Source organism: Alicyclobacillus sacchari, assembly GCF_004366795.1.
Taxonomy (GTDB): domain Bacteria; phylum Bacillota; class Bacilli; order Alicyclobacillales; family Alicyclobacillaceae; genus Alicyclobacillus; species Alicyclobacillus sacchari.
The window spans coordinates 69,773-90,768 of record NZ_SORF01000001.1 but is presented as its reverse complement, the minus strand read 5'-3'; the positions used below and the strand labels follow the sequence as shown (position 1 = coordinate 90,768).

Genomic DNA, 20,996 nt, shown 5'->3' with positions numbered 1-20,996 from the left:
GCGGATACGTCGACAAGCGGTGAATCTTGACAGAGCAAGTTACGTGTCAAAAATTGTTGGTCGGCGGCACTTCGCGTCGTGCGACGCCCGACTTGCGCGCAGCCTCGGCGACTGCGTCCGCGACCCGCTGTACGACCGATTGGTTGAAGACCGACGGGATGATATAGTCCTCGCGCAGTTCGTGATCGCGAATCGTGGAAGCGATGGCTTCTGCCGCCGCCAGTTTCATGTCCTCGTTGATGGTGTAGGCGCGCGCCGTCAATGCACCTTTGAAAATACCAGGGAAGCACAGCACATTGTTAATCTGATTTGGATAATCCGAGCGGCCCGTCGCCAAAACCCGTACGTGAGGAGCGGCGAGTTCAGGCTCGATTTCCGGATTCGGGTTGGCCATGGCAAAGACAATCGGATCCGGCGCCATCTTGCGGATATGGTCAACCGTGAGCACGCCCGGTCCAGAGACACCGATGAACACATCGGCGCCGGCGATGGCGTCGTCCAGCGTCCCCGTCACATTGTCCGGATTTGTATGCTCCTTGTACCAATTCCACATCTCGTTTTCGTACGTCGCACCGCGGTGGATAATGCCATCCAGGGTGACGCCCAAAATGTTGGTGACGCCCGCTTTGAGCAGCATCTTTGTGCACGCGACCCCGGCTGCGCCAATGCCGACGACCACGACTTTCAAGCTTGGCAATGGCTTGCCCACCAGCTTCGCGGCGTTCAGCAGGCCAGCCAGCATGACGACCGCTGTGCCGTGCTGGTCGTCGTGAAAGACGGGAATATCCAGTTCCTTGCGCAAACGTTCCTCAATGTAGAAGCAGCGCGGTGACGAGATATCCTCCAAATTGATACCGCCAAACGCGGGTGCAATCTGCTTGACCGTTTCAACGATTTCATCTGGGTCTTTTGTGTCGAGGCAGATAGGGAATGCATCGACCCCGGCAAATTGCTTAAAGAGCATCGCCTTGCCTTCCATCACGGGCATGGCCGCGTACGGGCCGATATCGCCCAGTCCCAGAACGGCTGTTCCATCCGACACCACGGCGACGGTGTTGCGCTTAATCGTCAATTGAAACGCTTTCGAGGGATCTTCGTGGATCGCTTCACAGACGCGGGCGACATGAGGCGTATAGACTCGCGACAGATCTTCGCGGTTTTTGACCTGCAACTTTGGTGCAACTTCCAGTTTTCCGCCGAGATGTACGAGAAATGTACGGTCAGACACGGCGACGACATGAATACCTGGTTCGCGATCCAGGATGTCAGCGAGTTGACGGCCGTGCTCTCGGCTGCTGACGTTGATGGTGATATCGCGTACCACCATGTCCGGCGTTACGCGGATCACGTCAACAGCGGCGATGTCACCGCCCGCATCGCCGACAAGGCTGGCCACTTTTGCAAAGGTGGTACCCTGGTTGGTGAGTTCTAAGCGATAAATCAAACTAATTCCAGTTCGCTGCAGTTCCATGAAGAGCCTCCTTCGCCTTACCCCATCATGGACTCAGTGTAACAAACGTGCCGTCGCAGTTACAATCGAGTTAAACTTGTTCTGTAGGCAAAATCGACGTTGCGATCGACAGGGGCGGAAACGATGGATTGGTGGCACGATGCGTTGGATTACTGGGCAAAGGCTTTCGGAGTCGGTTGGACGCTTGTCGAGTGGCCGCCCAGTCACACAGATGTCCCGAGGTTTGGCTGGTGCCAAAGCGAGGACGGCTGGCTGCTGCGGCTGGATGAGGGTAGAGCCATTCGCTTTCTCGATTGGAACGCTCCAGAGCAGGTGCGATCCGCCCTGGCCTGGACGTTGCGCCAGTTGGCGCAAGCGCATAGGTCAGGCAGCGAACGCCCCGTAGGACAGGCGTATCGAAGCTGTCGCGAGATGACGTTTGCGGAGTTGACGGTTGCAGTTGCAAGGGCAGACAACCGCGATGATCGGCGCGATTGGGGAGCGCTTATGCAAAAGAAGTTCCCCGGGTATTTTGTCGCGATCGAATGGACGGCTAGACACGCGAACCATGAGCGACAACTCGAGGAGGATGCCGATATTGCTAGACACGTGACCGAGGCGGTGCTCGGAAGCGGGTGGCATGAGTTCGAAGCAGGAGGTCCGAGTCTCTTGGTCTTCCTTTCCAATGACGATCTCGCTGCGATCGAATGTGATGGGGCTGCATCTACGAGCACCTGTGCACAGCCATTTCCACAGTTGCTGGCTGTTGCAGAACAGTTGGCGGCGGCGGTGCGGGCGGAAGCATTTGTCGATGCAAGGGTTTGGGTATCAATGCCTGTGATGGGTTTACATAGAATTTCTTCCGCGCTTGCGTCTTTGCAGTTGACGGCGCGCATGGGCGAGCGACATAACCGCACGTACGGGGTTTTTGGGGATGACCCAGGGTTGTACCTGGTCAGTGTGGTCGATGCTTTGCAATGGAACGTGTTGCAGGCGATGTTGACGGCGCGGGCGGTACAGCCTTTGACGGAATGGCCTGAAGGCTGGCGCGAACTGACGGCGGCCATGTTGAAGGCGAATCTCAATGCGAGTGAAGCCGCGAGATCGATCTATGTGCACCGGAACACGTTGCTTGCACGGATCGAGAGGCTGCACGAAGCGAGTGGATTTGACGTCCGCCGGGGCGAGGACGCGATTGCGCTGTATCTTGCCGCTTGCTCCACGCCACAACAAGTTGCTTCATCTTGACGGTGCGATTCCGTACAACCTGCACATAGGCCCTGTGCGTGCACTTTGCTACACTAGCCACATCACAGCGAGACTTGGGAGGTTGACGATTCGTGGCACGTGTGTTGCTCGAACATATTTACAAGACGTACAGTGGTGCGGCGGAACCGACGGTTAAAGATTTTAATCTAGACATCCAGGACAAGGAATTTGTCGTGTTTGTCGGACCGTCCGGCTGCGGTAAGACGACGACGCTGCGCATGATCGCAGGCCTTGAAGATATTACGGATGGAAACTTGTACATTGGGGAGCGCCGCGTGAACGACGTCGCACCGAAAGATCGCGACATTGCCATGGTGTTCCAAAACTATGCCCTGTACCCGCACATGTCCGTGTATCAGAACATGGCGTTTGGACTCAAGTTGCGCAAGGTGCCGAAGGCCGAAATCGACAAGCGCGTGCAGGAAGCGGCGAAGATCCTGGATATCGCGCATCTTTTGGATCGCAAGCCGAAAGCGCTGTCAGGTGGGCAGCGCCAGCGCGTTGCCCTGGGTCGCGCCATCGTCCGCGAACCACAGGTGTTCCTGATGGACGAACCGCTCTCCAACTTGGACGCGAAGCTGCGTGTGCAGATGCGCGCCGAAATCCGCAAGTTGCATCAGCGGTTGCAAACGACGATGATTTACGTTACACATGATCAGACGGAAGCCATGACGATGGGCGATCGGATCTGTGTCATGCGGGATGGCATCATTCAACAGGCGGATACGCCGCAAGTGGTCTATTCGCAACCGAAGAACATGTTCGTCGCAGGTTTCATTGGATCGCCGGCAATGAACTTCATACGCGGCGAAATCGTCGCCGATGGCGACGCATTCTACTTCCGCGCCCCTGCGATCTCGCTGCGCCTGCCGGAAGGGCGTTATGGTGTGTTAAAGAGTTCTGGCGTGATCGGCAAGCCGGTTGTGCTCGGTGTGCGTCCCGAGGACCTGCACGATGAAGAAGTGTTTATGACGACGTATCCAGATACGGTTCTGCAGTCACAGGTCGAGGTCGTCGAGCATATGGGTTCTGAGTTATATCTGCACTGCAGTGTCGGCGAAAACACGTTCATTGCTCGTGTCAATCCGCGTCATATGTATCATGTTGGCAGCTCTGTCAAACTTGCAGTCGATTTGAACAAGATTCACATCTTCGACGCGGAGACCGAGGTGTCCATTGGGTTCGCGGCGCCTGCAAAACAAGAGGCATTGGTCTAAATCGAGGTGTTGTCCATGGTGGAGAAAGTTTTGACGGTCAACTTGGCGCAAGGGCTAGCCGCCCGGCCTGCGGCGGAGTTCGTCAAACTTGCATCGTCGTTCTCGAGCAACGTTCGCGTCGGAAAGCACGATCAGTTCGTCGACGCCAAGAGCGTACTCGGTGTCATGTCGATGGCGATTGCCCACGGCGAAACGGTGACCTTGCAAGCAGAAGGCAGCGACGAGGCAGAAGCCGTAGCTGCACTCGCGGACTTGTTGGGGAAAGAAAGTTTATAATCCGAAAAGCTGCCCAGGCTTGCCTGGGCAGTTTTTTGATCGCGGGAAGCTGCTCGGGCACGTCGGGCAGTTGTTTTATGAAGCAACCGTGTTGGTCGTGATCGAAAAATGCCTGTTCGACTTGAGTCGCCATGCAGGGAAACGTATCGACACCGCGAATACATCAACGTATGGGTTGAAACCGATTACCTTGGAGTGCGTAATCAGACGCCGTCATGGGCGTGCCGCAAGAAGTCCTAGTCATTGGAGTGGGTCACATGAACAAACAGACAGGGGTCCGTATCGTACAATCATGGAACAGCATTCGTGCTCAAATCACGCGTTTGACACCACGTCTACGCATACGTCAGAAATTCATGGTCAATACAGCCTTGATGACTGTGCTGATTGTCGCGATTGGTGTTGCCAATGGGGTGATTGTGCAGAAAATTCACGCGTCCATTGCGAACATGGAGAGTGCTGAGCAGGTTTTGAATATGATTCGCCAATTTGATTACGACATCCGCAGCGCGGATAGCGATGCGGCAATTTATCTGCTGGCTCCCAATGGGCCGGAAGCACAGTATCAGCTGCAGGCGTACAATGCGGATGCCAGCCAAGTGCAAGCGGATTTGAAAGCCTTGCAGAAAATGCACATCAGTTCTCAGGATCAAGCAATTTTGAACTTATTTGAATCTGAATGGCAACCGATCTTATCCCAAAACAAGACGGCTTTTCAAGAGGCCAATACGGATTTGGCACAGGCGCAGACGTACTTCACGACAAACACCATCCAACCGCTTATCCAAAGTTTAATGCAATTTACGGACGATGAGCAGTCGCTGAGAGATGCAGCCCGCAGTCAAGTCGATGCGCTGCTCAAGCAGACGGTCCTGTGGAACGTGCTCATAGCAGTGGTTGCTATTGCCATCGGCTTTGGCGGCGGCTGGATTTTGTCTGTCGTCATCACAAAACCCATTTTGCGCATGCGCAAGTTGGCGTTTGAACTGTCAAAAGGAAACTTGAAAGTGGAAGAGCTAAAGATGACGTCGCGCGACGAATTGGCGGACTTAGCAAATGTGTTAAACACGCTGGCGGCGAACTTGCGCACGTTGATTCTCGGGATTGCCGAGGCGTCCGAGCACGTCGCCGCGTCATCCGAGGAACTGTCGGCCAGCTCGGACGAAATGATGCACGCGACGGAGGAAATCGCGCAGTCCATTGAACAGGTTGCCGCCGGCGCGGCGAAACAGATGGACGAAATCAATCAGACTTCGAGTTCGGTGCAGACCGTGATTCGCGAGATCGACAAGGTGTCGGAACTCGCTGGCGAGTTGCACACAACCGCCGCGACCACGCAGGAACAGGCGGGTACAGGCGCAGGCATGATGGAGTCGATGGCGCATCAGATGGAAACGATTCGCATGCGGGCGGACCGCGCCGCCGATCTCATCGAGCGCCTCGCGGAACAGTCGGCAGACATTCGCCACATTGTCGAGACGATTGCAAGCATTGCCGATCAGACGAATTTGCTCGCGCTCAACGCCGCGATCGAAGCGGCTCGGGCCGGTGAACATGGCCGCGGCTTCGGCGTTGTTGCGGAGGAGGTCCGCAACCTTGCCCAGGGCAGTGCGGCAGCGGCGCGTGAGATCACACAAATTATCAACAGCCTAATGGATGCGACACAGGAAACGGTGCGTTCCATTAGCGACGTGACGTCCGAGGTACAGGAAGGCACCGTGTTAGCGGGTCAGACGAAGGAGACGTTTGCGCGGATCCGGCAATCGATGGACGCGGTTGGCGAGCGCGTCGATGTGGTGACGGAAGCCACGCGCACCATCGCGAATCGCTCTGTCGGCATGGCGACTTATATGGAAGCTGTCGTGCAGCTCGCGCAAACGGCAGCCGCAGAGTCGCAAAGCGTTGTCGCAGCGTCGCAGACTCAATCGGGATCTATGGAAGAAATTGCGGCGACAGCGGGCTCGCTGAGCGATCGTGCTCAAGAGTTGCAGGCGCTCATCGGGCGCTTCCAAATGTGATCGGGTATTTGGCAATTCTGTTTGTTCACACTCATTGCACGTTATCGCTTCGCAGTGTACGCTTGAACGAGAGATACGAGAGGCCGGGGGCGACATGCCCTCGCGTTGAGTGGTGAGATCAGGAGGTATGCCCAATGGCCAACGATGCGCCACTGCATCGGGATATACGCGTGCTGGGCGATTTGCTAGGTGAAGTCTTGGTGGAGCAGTGTGGAACCGAGGTGTTTGCGCAGGTCGAACGCATTCGTCTTGCGGCGAAGACGTTTCGCGCAGAACCATCGCCGGCAACGCGGAAGGCTCTAACCGACGCGGTCGCTGCGGTACCGGCTGAACTGCGCAACGATACTATTCATGCGTTTTCAGTATATTTCCAATTGGTGAACTTGGCGGAGCAAAACCATCGGCTGCGCCGTCACCGGGACTATGATCGGTCGCAACAAGTGTTGCGTGGATCGTTTCGCGACGCTGTGGCGACGCTTGCAAACCGCGGTATGAACGAAGATGATGTCAACCGCCTTTTGGAAGAGGTCGGGATCGAACTTGTGCTCACGGCACATCCGACCGAAGCGTTGCGAAGAAGCGTTCTCGACAAACATACCAAAATTGCAGCATTCCTCGAAGAAATGGATGATCCGCGTAAGACGCCGCGCGAGTTGACCGCGATTCACGAACAGATTCGAACCGAAATTGTCGCTTTGTGGCAAACTCGCTCGGTGCGCAAGCAACGGATCACGGTTTTGGATGAAGTGCGCAATGGCTTGTATTTCCTCGATCAAATCTTGTTTGACGTACTTCCGCACGTCCATCAGAAGCTGGAGGCGGCCGTGCGCGATCAATTCGGTGTGCAGTCATGTGATCTGCCATCGGTTATTCGTTTTGGTTCTTGGATGGGGGGGGATCGCGACGGCAACCCGAACGTAACAGCCGAGATCACACAGCAGACGTTGCTCCTTCATTGCGATCTCGCCTTGAACAAATACGCCTCGCGTCTGCGCGAACTCGGGCGGGATCTCAGTTCCTCGGTCGAGCGCGTCGGCGCTGATGACGAGTTGTTGCGCTCGCTCGACACGGTGTCGGACGAGCCTTACCGAGCCAAAATCAACCAAATGCTGGAGCGGCTGCAAAACACGCGACGCCGCATCCATGGCGAATCGCCGCATGGCGATTACTATGCCACGCCGGCTGATATGATGGCGGACGTCGAATTGATGGCGAAATCTTTGGCCAATCACCGCGGCGAGCGCTTGGTCGAGGCATATTTGCACCCCTTCATGTTGCAGCTGCAGTTATTCGGTTTCCACATGGTCACGCTGGACATTCGCCAACACAGCGGCGTTCATGAACAGGCGGTTGCGGAGCTCTTCCAAACGGCCGGACTGCCCGATTACATGGCTTGTGACGAGGCGGAACGCATGCAGTTATTGTCCGAGTGTCTCGCTTCGCCGAGGCCGATCCGCAATCCGTATCACACGTACTCCGACGTCACGACGGAGGCCTTGGCCGTATTTGACTGTGTTCGCCGTGGACATGAGATCTACGGGCGCGATTGTGTGCGCGACTATTTGATCTCCATGACACAAGGCGCGAGCGATTTGCTCGAAGTCCTGCTTCTGGCCAAGGAATCCGGCCTGTTCGGATGGCCGGAAGGACCGAGCGAACCGCCCCGCAGTCATATCAACGTCGTACCGCTCTTCGAGACCATTGAAGATCTGGAAGCTGCACCGGCCATTATGGAGTCGCTGTTTGCGAATGACGTGTACAGGCGCCATCTCGCCGCCCATGACCACCGTCAAGAAATCATGTTAGGCTATTCGGACAGCAACAAGGACGGAGGCTATTTGACGGCCAACTGGTCGCTGTATACCGCACAGCGCAGATTGCTCGCAATCGCCAAAGAACAAGCGGTCAAAATCAAGTTCTTTCACGGTCGCGGCGGGGCGTTGGGACGGGGCGGCGGTCCGGTCGAGCAGAGTATTTTGGCACAGCCGACTGAAGCTTTGCGCGGTCATGTCAAAATTACGGAACAAGGCGAGGTCATTTCGCAACGCTACGGCCATCCTGGAATTGCCGAGCGCTCGTTGGAGTCGGCGACGGCCGCTGTCTTGATCGGCGCGACTCGGCAAAATAGCGAGCAGTGGCAGGCTGCGCACGAGCGGTGGTTCGCATTGCTCGATCGCGCCTCCAAGCAGAGTTTTCGGGCCTATCGCAAGTTGGTCTTCGAACATCCAGACTTCCTGCAGTATTTTCATCAGGCGACGCCTATCGACGAGATCGGAAAAATGAATATTGGATCGCGTCCGGCAAAGCGCACGAACTCGGCGCGCATTCAGGATCTTCGGGCCATCCCGTGGGTGTTTTCATGGACGCAGAGCCGCCATTTGTTACCGGCGTGGTACGGCTTCGGCACGGCGATGCAACACGTGCTGCAGGAGGATCATGGTCATCTAAACGAGTTCCGGGCGATGTATCGCCATTGGCCATTTTTTCGGACGTTGATCGACAACTTGCAAATGGCGTTGGCGAAGGCCGACATGCTGGTTGCGCGGGAATATGCTCTCCTGGCTGGTGAAGCGGGCGAACGTATTTTCCCGGAAATTGAAGCTGAGTACGAACGGAGTCGGCGAGTCGTACTCCTCATCACGGAGTACGATCACTTGCTCGATAATCGCTCTGTGATCCAGGAGTCCATTTCCCTGCGCAATCCGTATGTCGATCCGCTCTCGTTCTTCCAGGTGCGCCTGTTGCAACAGTTGCGGGAAACGGCGGATGAAGCGGAGCGCGACGCTTTGCTCGCAGATGTCTTGCAGACGATCAATGGCATCGCGGCAGGGCTTCGCAATACAGGCTGATCCGACTCGATCAGCTCTTCGTTGCAAGATTCGCAATCGTCGACTACGATGAAAGAGTCGTGCATGGGGGTGATGGCCATTCGCAAGATTGGCGTTTTGACGAGCGGCGGCGATGCACCGGGAATGAATGCTGGTGTCCGGGCAGTCGTCCGCACGGCGATCTACCACGGCTTAGAGGTGGTCGGCATCCGGCGCGGGTACGCTGGATTGCTCGACGGTGATTTTCGTCCGATGCCGCTTGAATCGGTTGGGGACATTATTCAGCGCGGCGGTACGTGCTTGTACACGGCCCGCTGTCTCGAGTTTATGACTGAAGAAGGGCAGCAGCGCGGTTACCAGCGGTTACAAGACGCTGGGATCGAGGGATTGGTCGTGTTTGGCGGCGATGGTTCGTTTCATGGTGCGCAGAAGCTGCACGAACTGGGCATCCGCACGATTGGCGTCCCGAGTACCATTGACAACGACATAGGAGCGTGCGACGCCAACATCGGGTTTGACACCGCTGTCCAAACGGCGATTCAGGCCATTGACAAGATTCGCGATACGGCCACTTCGCACGAGCGCACGTACGTGATCGAAGTGATGGGGCGCAGCGCGGGACACATCGCCTTGGCCGCGGGACTTGCTGGTGGGGCTGAGTCGGTGCTCATTCCGGAGGTGCCGTACAAGTTGGAAGACGTCGTGGCAAAACTTCAACGAGGTGTGGCGCGCGGCAAGAAACACTCCATCATCGTCGTCGCGGAAGGGGCGGCGCACGGCGTCGAAGTGGGGCGCTACATTGAAGAACACACCGGTTTTGATACGCGTGTGACGGTGCTTGGACACGTACAGCGGGGGGGCGCGCCGAGCGCGGTCGATCGTGTGCTTGCCAGCAGGTTGGGTGCGTACGCGGTAGAATTGTGCATGCAAGGCGTCTCCGGCGCGATGGCGGCGACGCAAAATGGCGAACTCGTTGCCGTCCCGTTCGACGAAGTGTTCCGGTCCGAGCGCAAACCCGCACAGGAACTCTGTGAGTTGGCCGAAATCCTGTCGATTTGATGGAGCGACAGGGAGTCAGTACACAAAGGAGAGATGACATCCGTGATTGATAAGATTCGTGAATATTTGGGAGCCGAGGCAGACAGCCTACTCGAACACAAAACGACGACGATTCCCGCTGCGTCGATCACCGCGCCTTCGCCTACATACTTGGACGATGTTTTCACATTCACCAACCGTAACAACCAAGTCCTGCGTTCACTGCAGTGGATGTTCAATACGGGACGCTTGGCGAACACGGGTTACCTGTCCATTCTGCCTGTCGATCAAGGGATTGAACACTCGGCCGGGGCATCGTTTGCGAAAAATCCGGCTTATTTTGACGCGGAAAACATTGTCAAGCTTGCGATCGAAGGCGGTTGTAACGGAGTTGCTTCGACACTCGGCGTCTTGGCTTTGACCAGCCGCAAATACGCGCACAAGATCCCCTACATTGTCAAAATCAATCACAACGAGATGTTGACCTATCCGAACAAGTACGATCAGGTCATGTTTGCGTCTGTGCAGCAGGCTTGGGACATGGGGGCTGCAGGTGTCGGTGCGACGATTTACTTCGGTTCGCCCGAATCCACGCGGCAGTTGCAGGAAGTCAGCGAAGCGTTCCAACATGCGCACGAGCTCGGCATGTTCACGATTCTTTGGTGCTATTTGCGCAATCCTGCATTTGCTCAGGGTGGCGTCGATTATCATACGGCGGCAGACCTGACCGGGCAGGCGAACCATCTTGGTGTCACCATTGAGGCGGATATCATCAAGCAAAAGCTACCGACGGTCAATGGCGGCTATACGGCGTTGAACATGGGAGAAAGCAGCTATGGGAAGATCGATAAGCGCGTGTACACGGAGCTGACCACAGATCACCCGATCGATCTGACCCGGTACCAAGTCGCAAACTGCTACATGGGTAAGATTGGCCTGATCAGTTCAGGCGGTGCCTCCGGCGACAACGACTTTGCGGAAGCCGTAAAGACCGCGGTCATCAACAAGCGCGCTGGCGGCATGGGCCTGATTTCGGGCCGCAAGGCGTTCCAGCGTCCGATGGACGAGGGCGTCAAGCTGTTGAATGCGATTCAGGACGTCTATTTGTGCAAAGAAGTCACGCTGGCATAAGACTCATTCCAACTGCGTAAGGAGGATGGCGATTCATGTCGACACCGCGCGTGGGTGTCATTATGGGCAGTCAGAGCGACTGGGAGACGATGCAACACACCTGTACCGTCCTGGATGAGTTGTCCATTTCCTACGAACGGAAGGTTGTTTCCGCCCATCGTACGCCCGACTACATGTTTGAATATGCTGCTGAGGCCAGTGAACGTGGCCTCGCAGTGATTGTCGCGGGCGCGGGCGGCGCCGCACACCTGCCTGGGATGGTCGCCGCGAAGACGACTTTGCCGGTGATTGGCGTGCCTGTACAGACGTCGACTTTGCAAGGGCTCGACTCTCTTCTGTCGATTGTGCAGATGCCAGGCGGCGTTCCTGTTGCGACGATGGCTATCGGGCGCGCTGGCGCGGTCAATGCGGGGTTGTTCGCCGCTCGCATTTTGGCCGCGTCCGATCCCGATTTGGCGGACAAGCTTGCCCGGCGGGCCGAAGACATTCGCGATCGAGTCCTTGAAGGAGGCGACCCTGGTGCCGGAAAGTGATCACTCGTCTGCCATTCTGCCTCCTGCGGTCATCGGTATTTTGGGAGGTGGCCAGCTAGGCCGGATGATGGCATTGGACGGGCGACGGATGGGCTATCGTTTTCAAGTTCTCGATCCGACGCCGAACTGTCCGGCCGCTCAGGTGAGTGACGGCCAGGTCGTTGCGAAGTACGACAATGTCGAAGCGGCAAAACTCCTTGCAAACCGCTGCGACGTGATTACGTACGAGTTTGAAAACGTCGATGCCGATGTGGCGGCCGCACTCGAGCATTCGGCGTATGTACCGCAGGGCAGTCGGCTGTTGGCGACGACGCAACACAGGGTGCGCGAAAAATCGACGCTGGCCGAAGCCGGGTTGCCTGTGACGCCGTATGTGCCCATCGCTCGCCTGGACGATGTTGATCGAGCTGTAGCGCAGTTGGGCAATCGGCTTGTCGTGAAGACGTGCCGCGGTGGCTACGATGGGAAGGGGCAGTGGATGGTTCAGGAGTCCTCCGATCTCGACCGATTCTCGCCACAATGGCAGTCGATCATCGAGGCGCGCACAGCTTCCGGCGACGAAGACGATCCGCTCATCGCCGAGCAGTACATTCCGTTTGTCGGCGAATGTTCTGTGGTCGTGGCACGGAATCCCAGGGGAGAGACGGCTGCGTTTCCGGTGGCCGAGAATGTGCATGTGAACCACATCTTGCACATGTCCATCGTACCTGCGCGGTTCCCCGCGGCGGTGCTGGAGCAGGCTAGATCGATTGCTTGCGACGTCGCGCGCAAGCTGGAAGTCGTCGGACTGATTGCCGTCGAGTTTTTCGTCGCGGATGAAGGTCAACTCTACATCAATGAACTCGCGCCGCGCCCCCACAACAGTGGTCACTATACGATGGATGCGTGTGCAACGAGTCAATTTGAGCAACATGTCCGCGCCATTTGTAACTTACCATTGGGCGACGTTTCACTGTTGACGCCGGTTGTCATGGTCAATGTCCTTGGCCAACATGTCGATCCGCTGTTGCGTGCCATGCCTTCCTTGCCAGGACAAGTGAAAGTCCACTTGTATGGCAAGACGGAGGTCAAGCGTGATCGGAAAATGGGCCATGTAAACATCTTGGCCCCGGATGTTGAACAGGCTTTAGAAGTGGCACGTGGTCTCGGCATCTGGCAAGTGCAGGCGTGATGTTGAGGGCTGAGGACGACGCGAAGCCAGGAAAGTCGGCCGCGCTGGCGACTTCCCTGATTGCGTCTATGGTTGGCTCGCCAGTTAGTACACGACGCCGGGAGCGGCTGCAGCCGTACCTGCAACTGCACCGTACGCCGGTACCAACAGGAAGAACAGCACGAAGATGATGAGGAAGACAACCGCCCATTGTGTGTAACCACCGAAAACGCCGTACATAGAAACGCCTCCTTCAAATGCTGTTGCGGCAACCGGGATGATCGCCGGTCACACTGCTACGATATTGTCGAAGCTTTTGCCGGGACCACGACATTCACCCAAAATGCATGGAACTTGGCGAGTTCAGGCTCGTTTTGTACCGTATTGGTTGCGGCATGGTACGACATTGCGTATACTCTTGGATGACATCGGAATAGTTACGGCGATGACGAGGAGAGTAAATCGTGCTGCGTTCTCCAGGGAGGCACACCGCGACTGGAAGTGTGCTGGACGGGGCGATTGAAGTTCACCTTGGAGCTGTGAGGTTGAACGTTGCGGCGGCTTGTTCGCAAGCAAGTAGGCTTCACCGGATCGAAACGCCTCGGTGGCGCACACCGGCTAGATCCGTTATGGCAATGAAGACGGACGGCGGTCAGCCGTCAATTAGGGTGGTATCGCGAGCAGCTCGTCCCTATCTGGGGCGGGTTGCTTTTTCTTTGCGCAAAGACGTCAAAGTCCAGATGGACATCTGGATGGTAACAAGACGCCGAAGGGGGAGCGGGTTTTGTGGATATGGAAGCGTTGATCGTCCAGTTGGGGCGCTTGCAAGAAACCGCATTGTCGGAGTTGAGGGAGATCTCGGCGACGCGAGATTTGGCCCATTGGCGCGTTCAGTACCTCGGCAAGAAGAGCGAGTTGAATGCGCTGTCCAAGCAAATGGGGAGCCTTGGCCAGGAAGAACGCCCGCTGTTTGGCGAACGCGTGAATGAAGTGCGCAAGGCACTCGAAGAGGCGTACGCGCAACGGCAAACGGCATTGGCGGCTGCAGAGCAAGCCCTCCGTCTGGCACAAGAGACCATCGACATCACGTTGCCAGGGAGGGCTGTGTGTAAGGGTGCCATCCATCCGATTTCGCGCGTGATTCAAGAGATTGAGGACATCTTTCTCGGCATGGGATTTTCCATCGTCGACGGCCCGGAGGTCGAAACCGACCATTACAATTTTGAGTTGTTGAATTTGCCTAAAGACCACCCGGCACGAGACATGCAGGATACGTTTTATCTAAGTGATGAGTTGCTGCTTCGCACGCACACGTCACCGATGCAAGTGCGCACGATGGAGCGTATGGAGGGCCACATCCCCATTAAAGTCATTGTGCCAGGGCGAGTATACCGACGAGACGAGGATGACGCGACACACTCGCATCAGTTCACTCAAATCGAGGGCCTTGTCGTAGGAGAAGGTATTCGCATGAGCGACTTAAAAGGCACGCTCGAAGCGTTTGCGAAGGCCTTGTTTGGCCCGGAGCAGCGCGTGCGGTTGCGCCCCAGTTACTTTCCGTTCACCGAACCGAGCGCCGAGGTCGATCTCCTATGCGTGCACTGTCATGGGGAAGGGTGCCGCGTGTGCAAGGGCACCGGTTGGATCGAAATTCTCGGGGCAGGCATGGTCCATCCCCGCGTGCTCGACATGTCCGGTTACGACAGCAATCGATACAGCGGTTTTGCCTTCGGCATGGGTCCAGAGCGCATTGCCATGTTGCGCTACGGCATTTCAGACATTCGTTTGCTTTATCAAAATGACCTGCGCTTTCTGGCGCAGTTTGCCCGGGCATAACAAATACGGCGAAGAGGAGTGGAAACGTGAAAGTCTCATACCAATGGCTGAGTGATTATGTAAATCTTGCGGATGTATCGCCACAGGCACTGGCGGACAAGCTCACCAGCGCAGGGCTTGCGGTTGATGCTGTCGAACCACGCAACAAAGGCGTATCTGGCGTGGTCGTCGGCGAGATCGTCTCTGCGGAGCAGCATCCCAATGCGGACAGGTTGCGCGTGTGCATGGTGGATGCCGGTACGGGCGAACAACTGCAGATTGTCTGTGGAGCGCCCAACGCGCGTGCGGGGCTGCGCGTACCCGTAGCGTTGCCGGGGGCAACGCTGCCCGGAGGCGTCCAGATTCGGCGCACGAAATTGCGTGGTGTGGAATCGAACGGGATGCTCTGCTCGGCTGCGGAAATTGGTTTGGAGACGCGCCTGCTGCCAAGTGGCCAGACGACGGGACTGTTCGTCTTGCCGACGGAAACGCCGATTGGTGAAGATATCGTCAAGGTATTGTGTTTGGATGACGTGGTACTGGATATCGATCTCACGCCAAATCGCAGCGATTGTTTTTCCATTCGCGGCCTTGTCCACGAAGTGGCAGCTATTTTGCGATGCACGCACAGTTTTCCAGAGAGCGTGGAGGCTCCAACGGGCACGGGTGAGGCGCCCATCGCGATCGATCTCGCCACAGAGCTTTGTCCCCGTTATGAGACACAGGTGCTCGATGGCATTCAGCAAGTGGCTTCGCCGCTTTGGATGCAGATGCGCCTTGTTGCCATGGGGATTCGCACGATCGATCTGGTGGTCGATGTGACGAACTATGTCATGCTCGAGTGGGGACAGCCTTTGCACGCATTCGACGCGGACAGCATTGCACAATCCCGTATTGTCGTGCGCCAGGCGCGCGACGGAGAAGCGCTTGTGACACTGGATGGCCAGCAGCGGATGTTGACCCGTGACATGATTGTGATTTCCGATCCTGAGAAGGCGATTGGCTTGGCCGGCGTCATGGGTGGCGAGAACAGTGAGATTACATCATCGACGCGGCGGATTGCCATTGAATCGGCGCGTTTTGACGGCAGCTCTGTCCGGCGTACGGGGCAGCGTTTGGGATTGCGTTCGGAAGCGCAGCAGCGTTTCGAGAAGGGGATCGATCCGGCTGCGGTTACGCCGGCGCTGGCACGAGCGACAGCTTTGTTGGTCGAACTGGCTGGTGCAACACCCATCGGGCCGGCGGTCGCCGTACAGCAGAAGGAATCGGCAACTGGCTTGCGGCAGGTGCCGTTTGTGCCAGAGCGTTGTCGGGAAGCACTCGGCTTTGCGATTTCAAATGATGAGATAGAAAACATATTCCACGCTCTTGGTTTTGCCGTGCGCAGTCAGGACACACCATGGCTTGTCGAGGTGCCTTCTCGCCGTCCCGATGTCACATTGACAGCGGACCTGTACGAAGAAATTGCCCGTCTACACGGCTATGACAACATTCCATCGACCACGACGGTGCTGCCTGTCACGCCTGGGATGCGAGATCGTCGGCAGGCAATGTTGGCCAGGGCGCGCGTGTTGCTGGTCGACATGGGATTGTACGAGGTCCGCACATATGCGTTGACCTCCCCTGATGCGTTGGCTCCACTTGCGGCGTCGTATCAGCCGATCCCGCTATTGTTACCCATGTCGGATGAGCGGCGCGTGTTAAGGACACATCTGTTGCCGAGTCTCACGGAGGTGGCGGTGCACAATTTGGCACACCAAGTACCGGGTGGCGCTATTTTTGAAATCGGCAAGTCATACCTGACCACAAACCTCCCCCTGCGGGAACAGCCTAGGGAACGAGAAGTGATCGCGATGTTGTGGTTTGGGGAATCGGAGGGCACGCTGTACGAAAAGACGCGTCGCTACGATTTTTACGATGCGAAGGGCGTACTGGACAGACTCCTTGCCGTATTTGGCACGGACGTGTCGTACGTCCGATCCAGCATGCCGTGGCTGCATCCGGGTCGTTCCGCCGACATTGTCGCAGACGGTGAAACGATTGGCGTAATTGGCGAATTGCATCCGGACACGGCCGCACAGTTCGGCGTCGCCCGGGCCGTGTATGCCGAGCTCGATGTTGCGCTTTTGCTTGCCACATACCAGGGCGAGATTCAGGCAAAAGGGTTGCCCAAGTTTCCTGGTAGTCGCCGGGATATCGCGATCGTCGTCGATCGCGCTACGCTGGTCGGCGACTTGTTAACCACCGCGCGGCACAGTCTCGAGGCGTCTGGTTTGTTGCAGGGGATCGGCGTGTTTGATGTCTATGCTGGAGAAGGTGTACCGGACGGCAAAAAGAGTGTTGCGATTTCGATGTTTTTCCAGGACGCGGAACGCACACTGACAGACGACGAGATCGAGCAATTGGTCAAAACGGCTACAGAGGCGTTGCGCGTCGATCACGATGCGCGATTGCGGTCATGACCGATTGCAGGAGATTTACATGGTTATGCTGAATCTTGTAGGAAACAATGAATGGAGCGCGGCGGACGATGTCCGCCGTGTAGAAAGGCGGGACATGGATGGACAACAAGTCGGTCAATCGTGTCAAAGTCGTCATCCATGGTATCGAATATACCTTGCGTGGAACGACTTCTGAGCAACACATTCAAGAAGTCGCCAGGATGGTCGATAGGTGTATGGCGGAAATTGCAGCCACGGCTTCGTATATGGACGAGCGGCGCGTTGCCGTCCTCGCGGCCCTTAATCTCGCTGAACAATTGCACCAGCTACAGCGGGAGTACCGTGAGTTGCTCAATTTGTTGGAAGAACAGACGGGGGGCACGTCGCAGTCGTGAATTGGGACGTGCTCGACTTTATTTTCGCGGCCATCATCGTACTCGGGGCCATCAACGGATATCGCCTCGGCCTCATCCGCCAGGTGACACGGTTGTTTGGTGCCATCATCGCATACTTCGTGTCGTATTGGCTTCGGCCTTACGTGGCGCCTGTGATTGCGCACCTACATATCGGCACACAGGTACAGCAGAAAGGCGGGATCGCTTCTCTGTTGTTCAGTAACCTGTCAGGCGCGATTGCTTTCGGTTTAGTGTTTATCGTGACATTTTTACTGTTGCGATATGCAGCCGGTTTGCTTGACGCTCTGTTCAGTTTGCCTGTGTTATCTTTTGTCAACCGACTGGCTGGAATGATTGCGGGTGTGGCCTTAGCAATCATTTTTGTGTACGTGATCGGCTTGATTTTACACTACGTAAACACACCTTCCATTCAACATCAAGTCAACCATTCCGCGATTGTCCACTGGCTGAACAGCCCTTCCTTGAACCAGGCCGTCTCGCGTTGGAGCAAAACCAAATCGCATGGCATCAGCGCCCAATCCCTGTAGATGTACGTTAGGCCCAACTTGGATTTGTGTCCACAAAAGACAAGTCGCCGGGGAGAGTCCCCGGCGCAATTTGCGCAATGTCAATGTTCCTCGCCATGTGTGCGGCGCAGGTTTGTCGGAATGAACAAGTCGATGATACCGATGACCAATGATGCGAGCAACGCCCCCAAAATGCTCGCGTGAAGGCCGGGAACAAACAATTGTGCGACGTAAATGACGATTGCGCCGGAGATAAAGCCAACGATGCCGCGCCCGTACGGCGAAATGCGCCGACCGAACAAGGCCTCCATGGCGAGTCCCAGAAGCGTGATCACGATGGCGGCCAAAATCGCTGACCAAAAGCCCATCACGCCAAAACCAGGAACGACGTATCCGACAAACATCAGCACGAGTGCGGATACAACAAAGCGGACAATATGGCCTAGAATGTGCATATGTCTGCCTCCCTCCTGACGTGTCTTGCTGATATGGTTGCCGGACAGACATCAGTTGATGTGGTAAAATGAATGGGATTTCTGGATTTTGATGCAATGGAGTGCGATACATGTTCACACGGTCCCTTGAGGCCTTGGAATACGATTGGGTGCGCCAGCGCGTGGCTGACGAAGCGATGTCGAGTCTCGGTAAACAACTGGCGCACACCATGTTGCCATGTCCTTCTCGTCAAGAGGCGGAGCAAGCGTTGGCCCAAGTCGACGAGGCCTATCGCTGCCTGCTGCGCGCCGGAACTCCGCCGTTTGCAGGCATTACGCAGATTCGCCCACTGCTGTCCCGCGCAAAGGTGGGCGGTGTACTGGGCGCCGAACAGGTTCTCGCCATCGCACAATTTATTGCCGGTGGGAGAGCATTTCGCCAGTTCATCGAGCACGCGGCAATCGAGATCGAGCTTCCTCTGCTCAGTGCACTGGTTGCGCCGATGGCCGATCTGCGTCGGACGGAACAAGAAATTCGGCAAATGGTCAGTGACGATGGACAAGTGCTCGATCACGCCAGCGCCGTGCTGCTGCAGCTCAGGTCAGAGCGGCGACGCCGGGAAGGCGAGGTACGCATGACGTTGGACAGGTTGTTGCGCACGCACCAAAAGTTGCTGCAGGAGCCGATCGTGGCGATGCGCGGTCCGTACCACTGTTTGCCCGTGCGCGTGGAACATAAAAATCAGATCCGTGGCATCGTCCGCGATGTCTCTTCGTCCGGCTCAACCGTGTTCATCGAACCCCGTGCAGTGAGCGAAATTGGCGAGCGTATTCGCGAGATCGAAGTCTTGGAAGAGCGTGAAATCGAGCGCATTTTGCAGCAGATCAGCGCTGTCATCGCGACCGTTGCTGAGGAATTGGAAGTCAATGTCGGCATTCTCGAGGAGGCAGATCTGATTTTTGCGAAGGCCGGCTATGCGCGGCGGATCGATGGCAAGCGGCCGCAATTGACGGACGGCGTTTGGAGACTATATGGCGCTCGCCACCCGCAACTGCATCCCGAAGGTGTGCCCATCGACGTCGAGCTGGGCGCGGAATTTCGGCTGTTGATCATCACGGGGCCCAATACGGGCGGAAAAACCGTGACCTTGAAGACGGTTGGTTTGCTGACCTTGATGGCGATGTCAGGGCTGTTCTTGCCGACGCGCAGGGAGAGTGAGGTTGGCTTCTGCGCCGACGTGTTTGTCGACATTGGTGACGAGCAGAGTATCGAGCAAAGCCTGTCGACATTTTCTTCCCATATGACGAACATCATTCGCATGCTTCGGGAAGTGCGCGAGAATAGTCTCGTGCTCTTGGACGAGCTGGGGGCGGGCACGGACCCGACGGAAGGATCGGCCTTGGCGATCGCGATTTTGGACCGGTTGACACAGGTCGGTGCTCGTGTGATGGCGACGACGCACTATGCCGAATTGAAGGGATATGCGTTTCACAATCCGCATGCGATGAACGCGAGTATGGAGTTTGACGTAGCGAGTTTGCGCCCTACGTATCGATTGTTGATGGGCGTTCCAGGGCGGTCGAATGCACTGGCGATTGCGCAACGTCTCGGCTTGCCAGATGACATTTTGGCCGCGGCGCGGGAACACGTGGCCGAAACGGACGTCCACGTCGAGGAGCTCATTGGCAAGCTTGAAGCGGCAAACCGCGAGGCGGAGAGGCTGCGCGATGAAGCTGCGCGAGCATGGATGGCAGCACGGGCGCAGCAGGAAAAACTGGATGCGCGCGAGATGGCGTTAGATAAGGAATTGGTGGACGTCCGCGAGCGGGCCCGAAACGAGGCCGCGTCCATTGTGGAACAAGCGCAGCAAGAGGCGGAGCGAATCATCCGCGAATTGCGGCAAATGCGCCATACCTCTGTCAAGGATCACGAATTGGTCGAATTGCGTAAAGGGCTGGAGGCGTTGGTGCCCGAGCGTAGGGCGGCCACAAGGCGTTCTGGCAAGACGAGTCCAAAGCTTGCTGCCGGCCAGCGTGTGCGTGTTGTGTCACTGGGACAAAAGGGGGATGTTGTCGAAGTTGCACCCGATCACAAGAGCGCGCTCGTCCAACTGGGGGCCATGCGCATGAAGGTGGCCGCGAACGATCTGGAGGTTCTCGCAGAAGCAGCTGAACCGGTGGCGATCTCGCATTCCAAAAGGCGGGTCGGCAACAAGGATGTGCGCATGCAGCTCGACGTGCGCGGAGAAACGGTGGACGATGCCTTGATGCGGATCGACAAATACTTGGATGACGCGGTGGTGGCAGGGCTTTCCCGCATCGTCATCATTCATGGCAAGGGAACGGGTGCCCTGAAGGCGGCCATCCGACGCCATTTGCAAGGACACCCGCAGGTGAAGACGAGCGAGCCGGCTGCTCAAAGCGAAGGCGGAGACGGTGCCACCGTCGTATCGGTGCGCATCTAACGCAGGGGC

Annotated in this window: 17 protein-coding genes and 1 other annotated feature; of the genes, 14 read left to right on the top strand and 3 right to left on the bottom strand. The window is 56.8% G+C overall.

Annotated features, from left to right (window positions below):
• Nucleotides 1–46 precede the first annotated feature (46 nt).
• Complete coding sequence (locus C7445_RS00390; RefSeq protein WP_134158081.1) at nt 47–1,471, bottom strand: NAD-dependent malic enzyme; 1,425 nt, start codon at nt 1,469–1,471, stop codon at nt 47–49.
• A 123-nt stretch (nt 1,472–1,594) separates the two neighbouring features.
• Between C7445_RS00390 and C7445_RS00385 the strand changes: the two genes are divergently transcribed.
• From C7445_RS00385 to purK, 9 genes are all read left to right on the top strand, one after another.
• Nucleotides 1,595–2,698, top strand: a complete 1,104-nt coding sequence (locus C7445_RS00385; protein WP_134158080.1) for a PucR family transcriptional regulator — start codon at nt 1,595–1,597, stop codon at nt 2,696–2,698.
• Nucleotides 2,699–2,790: 92 nt separating this feature from the next.
• The gene (locus tag C7445_RS00380) at nt 2,791–3,936 is read left to right on the top strand and encodes an ABC transporter ATP-binding protein (RefSeq protein ID WP_134158079.1); all 1,146 of its coding nucleotides are present in this window, start codon (nt 2,791–2,793) and stop codon (nt 3,934–3,936) included.
• Nucleotides 3,937–3,951: 15 nt separating this feature from the next.
• Nucleotides 3,952–4,212 (top strand): HPr family phosphocarrier protein, encoded by a 261-nt coding sequence (locus C7445_RS00375; RefSeq protein WP_134158078.1) that lies wholly within the window; start codon nt 3,952–3,954, stop codon nt 4,210–4,212.
• Between the two features lie 257 nt (nt 4,213–4,469).
• Nucleotides 4,470–6,230: a methyl-accepting chemotaxis protein gene (locus C7445_RS00370; protein WP_134158077.1), complete on the top strand. Its 1,761-nt coding sequence runs from the start codon at nt 4,470–4,472 to the stop codon at nt 6,228–6,230.
• 134 nt (nt 6,231–6,364) lie between these two features.
• Nucleotides 6,365–9,079, top strand: a complete 2,715-nt coding sequence (gene ppc / locus C7445_RS00365) for a phosphoenolpyruvate carboxylase (RefSeq protein WP_134158076.1) — start codon at nt 6,365–6,367, stop codon at nt 9,077–9,079.
• A 78-nt stretch (nt 9,080–9,157) separates the two neighbouring features.
• On the top strand, nt 9,158–10,117 hold the full coding sequence (pfkA, locus tag C7445_RS00360) for a 6-phosphofructokinase (protein WP_243834880.1): 960 nt from the start codon (nt 9,158–9,160) through the stop codon (nt 10,115–10,117).
• Between the two features lie 33 nt (nt 10,118–10,150).
• The gene (locus C7445_RS00355; protein WP_243834848.1) at nt 10,151–11,227 is read left to right on the top strand and encodes a class I fructose-bisphosphate aldolase; all 1,077 of its coding nucleotides are present in this window, start codon (nt 10,151–10,153) and stop codon (nt 11,225–11,227) included.
• Nucleotides 11,228–11,262: 35 nt separating this feature from the next.
• Nucleotides 11,263–11,760 carry a 5-(carboxyamino)imidazole ribonucleotide mutase gene (purE, locus tag C7445_RS00350; protein WP_134158073.1) on the top strand — a complete coding sequence of 166 codons (498 nt, stop codon included), beginning with the start codon at nt 11,263–11,265 and terminating at the stop codon, nt 11,758–11,760.
• Nucleotides 11,747–12,931 (top strand): 5-(carboxyamino)imidazole ribonucleotide synthase, encoded by a 1,185-nt coding sequence (gene purK / locus C7445_RS00345; protein ID WP_166668908.1) that lies wholly within the window; start codon nt 11,747–11,749, stop codon nt 12,929–12,931. The genes purE and purK overlap by 14 nt, the downstream gene beginning before the upstream one ends.
• Nucleotides 12,932–13,015: 84 nt before the next feature.
• Here purK and C7445_RS14880 read toward each other — a convergent pair whose 3' ends face one another.
• Nucleotides 13,016–13,150, bottom strand: a complete 135-nt coding sequence (locus tag C7445_RS14880; protein ID WP_279586199.1) for a hypothetical protein — start codon at nt 13,148–13,150, stop codon at nt 13,016–13,018.
• A gap of 196 nt (nt 13,151–13,346) precedes the next feature.
• Nucleotides 13,347–13,606, top strand: a binding site (T-box leader).
• A gap of 96 nt (nt 13,607–13,702) precedes the next feature.
• Between C7445_RS14880 and pheS the strand changes: the two genes are divergently transcribed.
• The 4 genes from pheS (at nt 13,703) to C7445_RS00325 (ending at nt 18,109) form a co-directional block, all read left to right on the top strand.
• Nucleotides 13,703–14,746, top strand: coding sequence for a phenylalanine--tRNA ligase subunit alpha (gene pheS / locus C7445_RS00340; protein ID WP_208320810.1), 1,044 nt, complete (start codon nt 13,703–13,705; stop codon nt 14,744–14,746).
• A gap of 26 nt (nt 14,747–14,772) precedes the next feature.
• The gene (gene pheT, locus C7445_RS00335; RefSeq protein ID WP_134158071.1) at nt 14,773–17,187 is read left to right on the top strand and encodes a phenylalanine--tRNA ligase subunit beta; all 2,415 of its coding nucleotides are present in this window, start codon (nt 14,773–14,775) and stop codon (nt 17,185–17,187) included.
• A 98-nt stretch (nt 17,188–17,285) separates the two neighbouring features.
• A complete protein-coding gene (locus C7445_RS00330) occupies nt 17,286–17,561 on the top strand; it encodes a cell division protein ZapA (protein ID WP_134158070.1) in 276 nt (91 codons plus the stop codon).
• Nucleotides 17,558–18,109 (top strand): CvpA family protein, encoded by a 552-nt coding sequence (locus C7445_RS00325; RefSeq protein ID WP_134158069.1) that lies wholly within the window; start codon nt 17,558–17,560, stop codon nt 18,107–18,109. Before C7445_RS00330 ends, C7445_RS00325 begins: the two co-directional genes overlap by 4 nt.
• Before the next feature lie 80 nt (nt 18,110–18,189).
• On the opposite strand, the gene C7445_RS00320 is transcribed toward C7445_RS00325, so the two are convergent.
• Nucleotides 18,190–18,543 (bottom strand): phage holin family protein, encoded by a 354-nt coding sequence (locus tag C7445_RS00320; RefSeq protein WP_134158068.1) that lies wholly within the window; start codon nt 18,541–18,543, stop codon nt 18,190–18,192.
• A 110-nt stretch (nt 18,544–18,653) separates the two neighbouring features.
• Between C7445_RS00320 and C7445_RS00315 the strand changes: the two genes are divergently transcribed.
• Nucleotides 18,654–20,987, top strand: a complete 2,334-nt coding sequence (locus tag C7445_RS00315) for an endonuclease MutS2 (protein ID WP_134158067.1) — start codon at nt 18,654–18,656, stop codon at nt 20,985–20,987.
• The last annotated feature ends 9 nt before the right edge of the window (nt 20,988–20,996 follow it).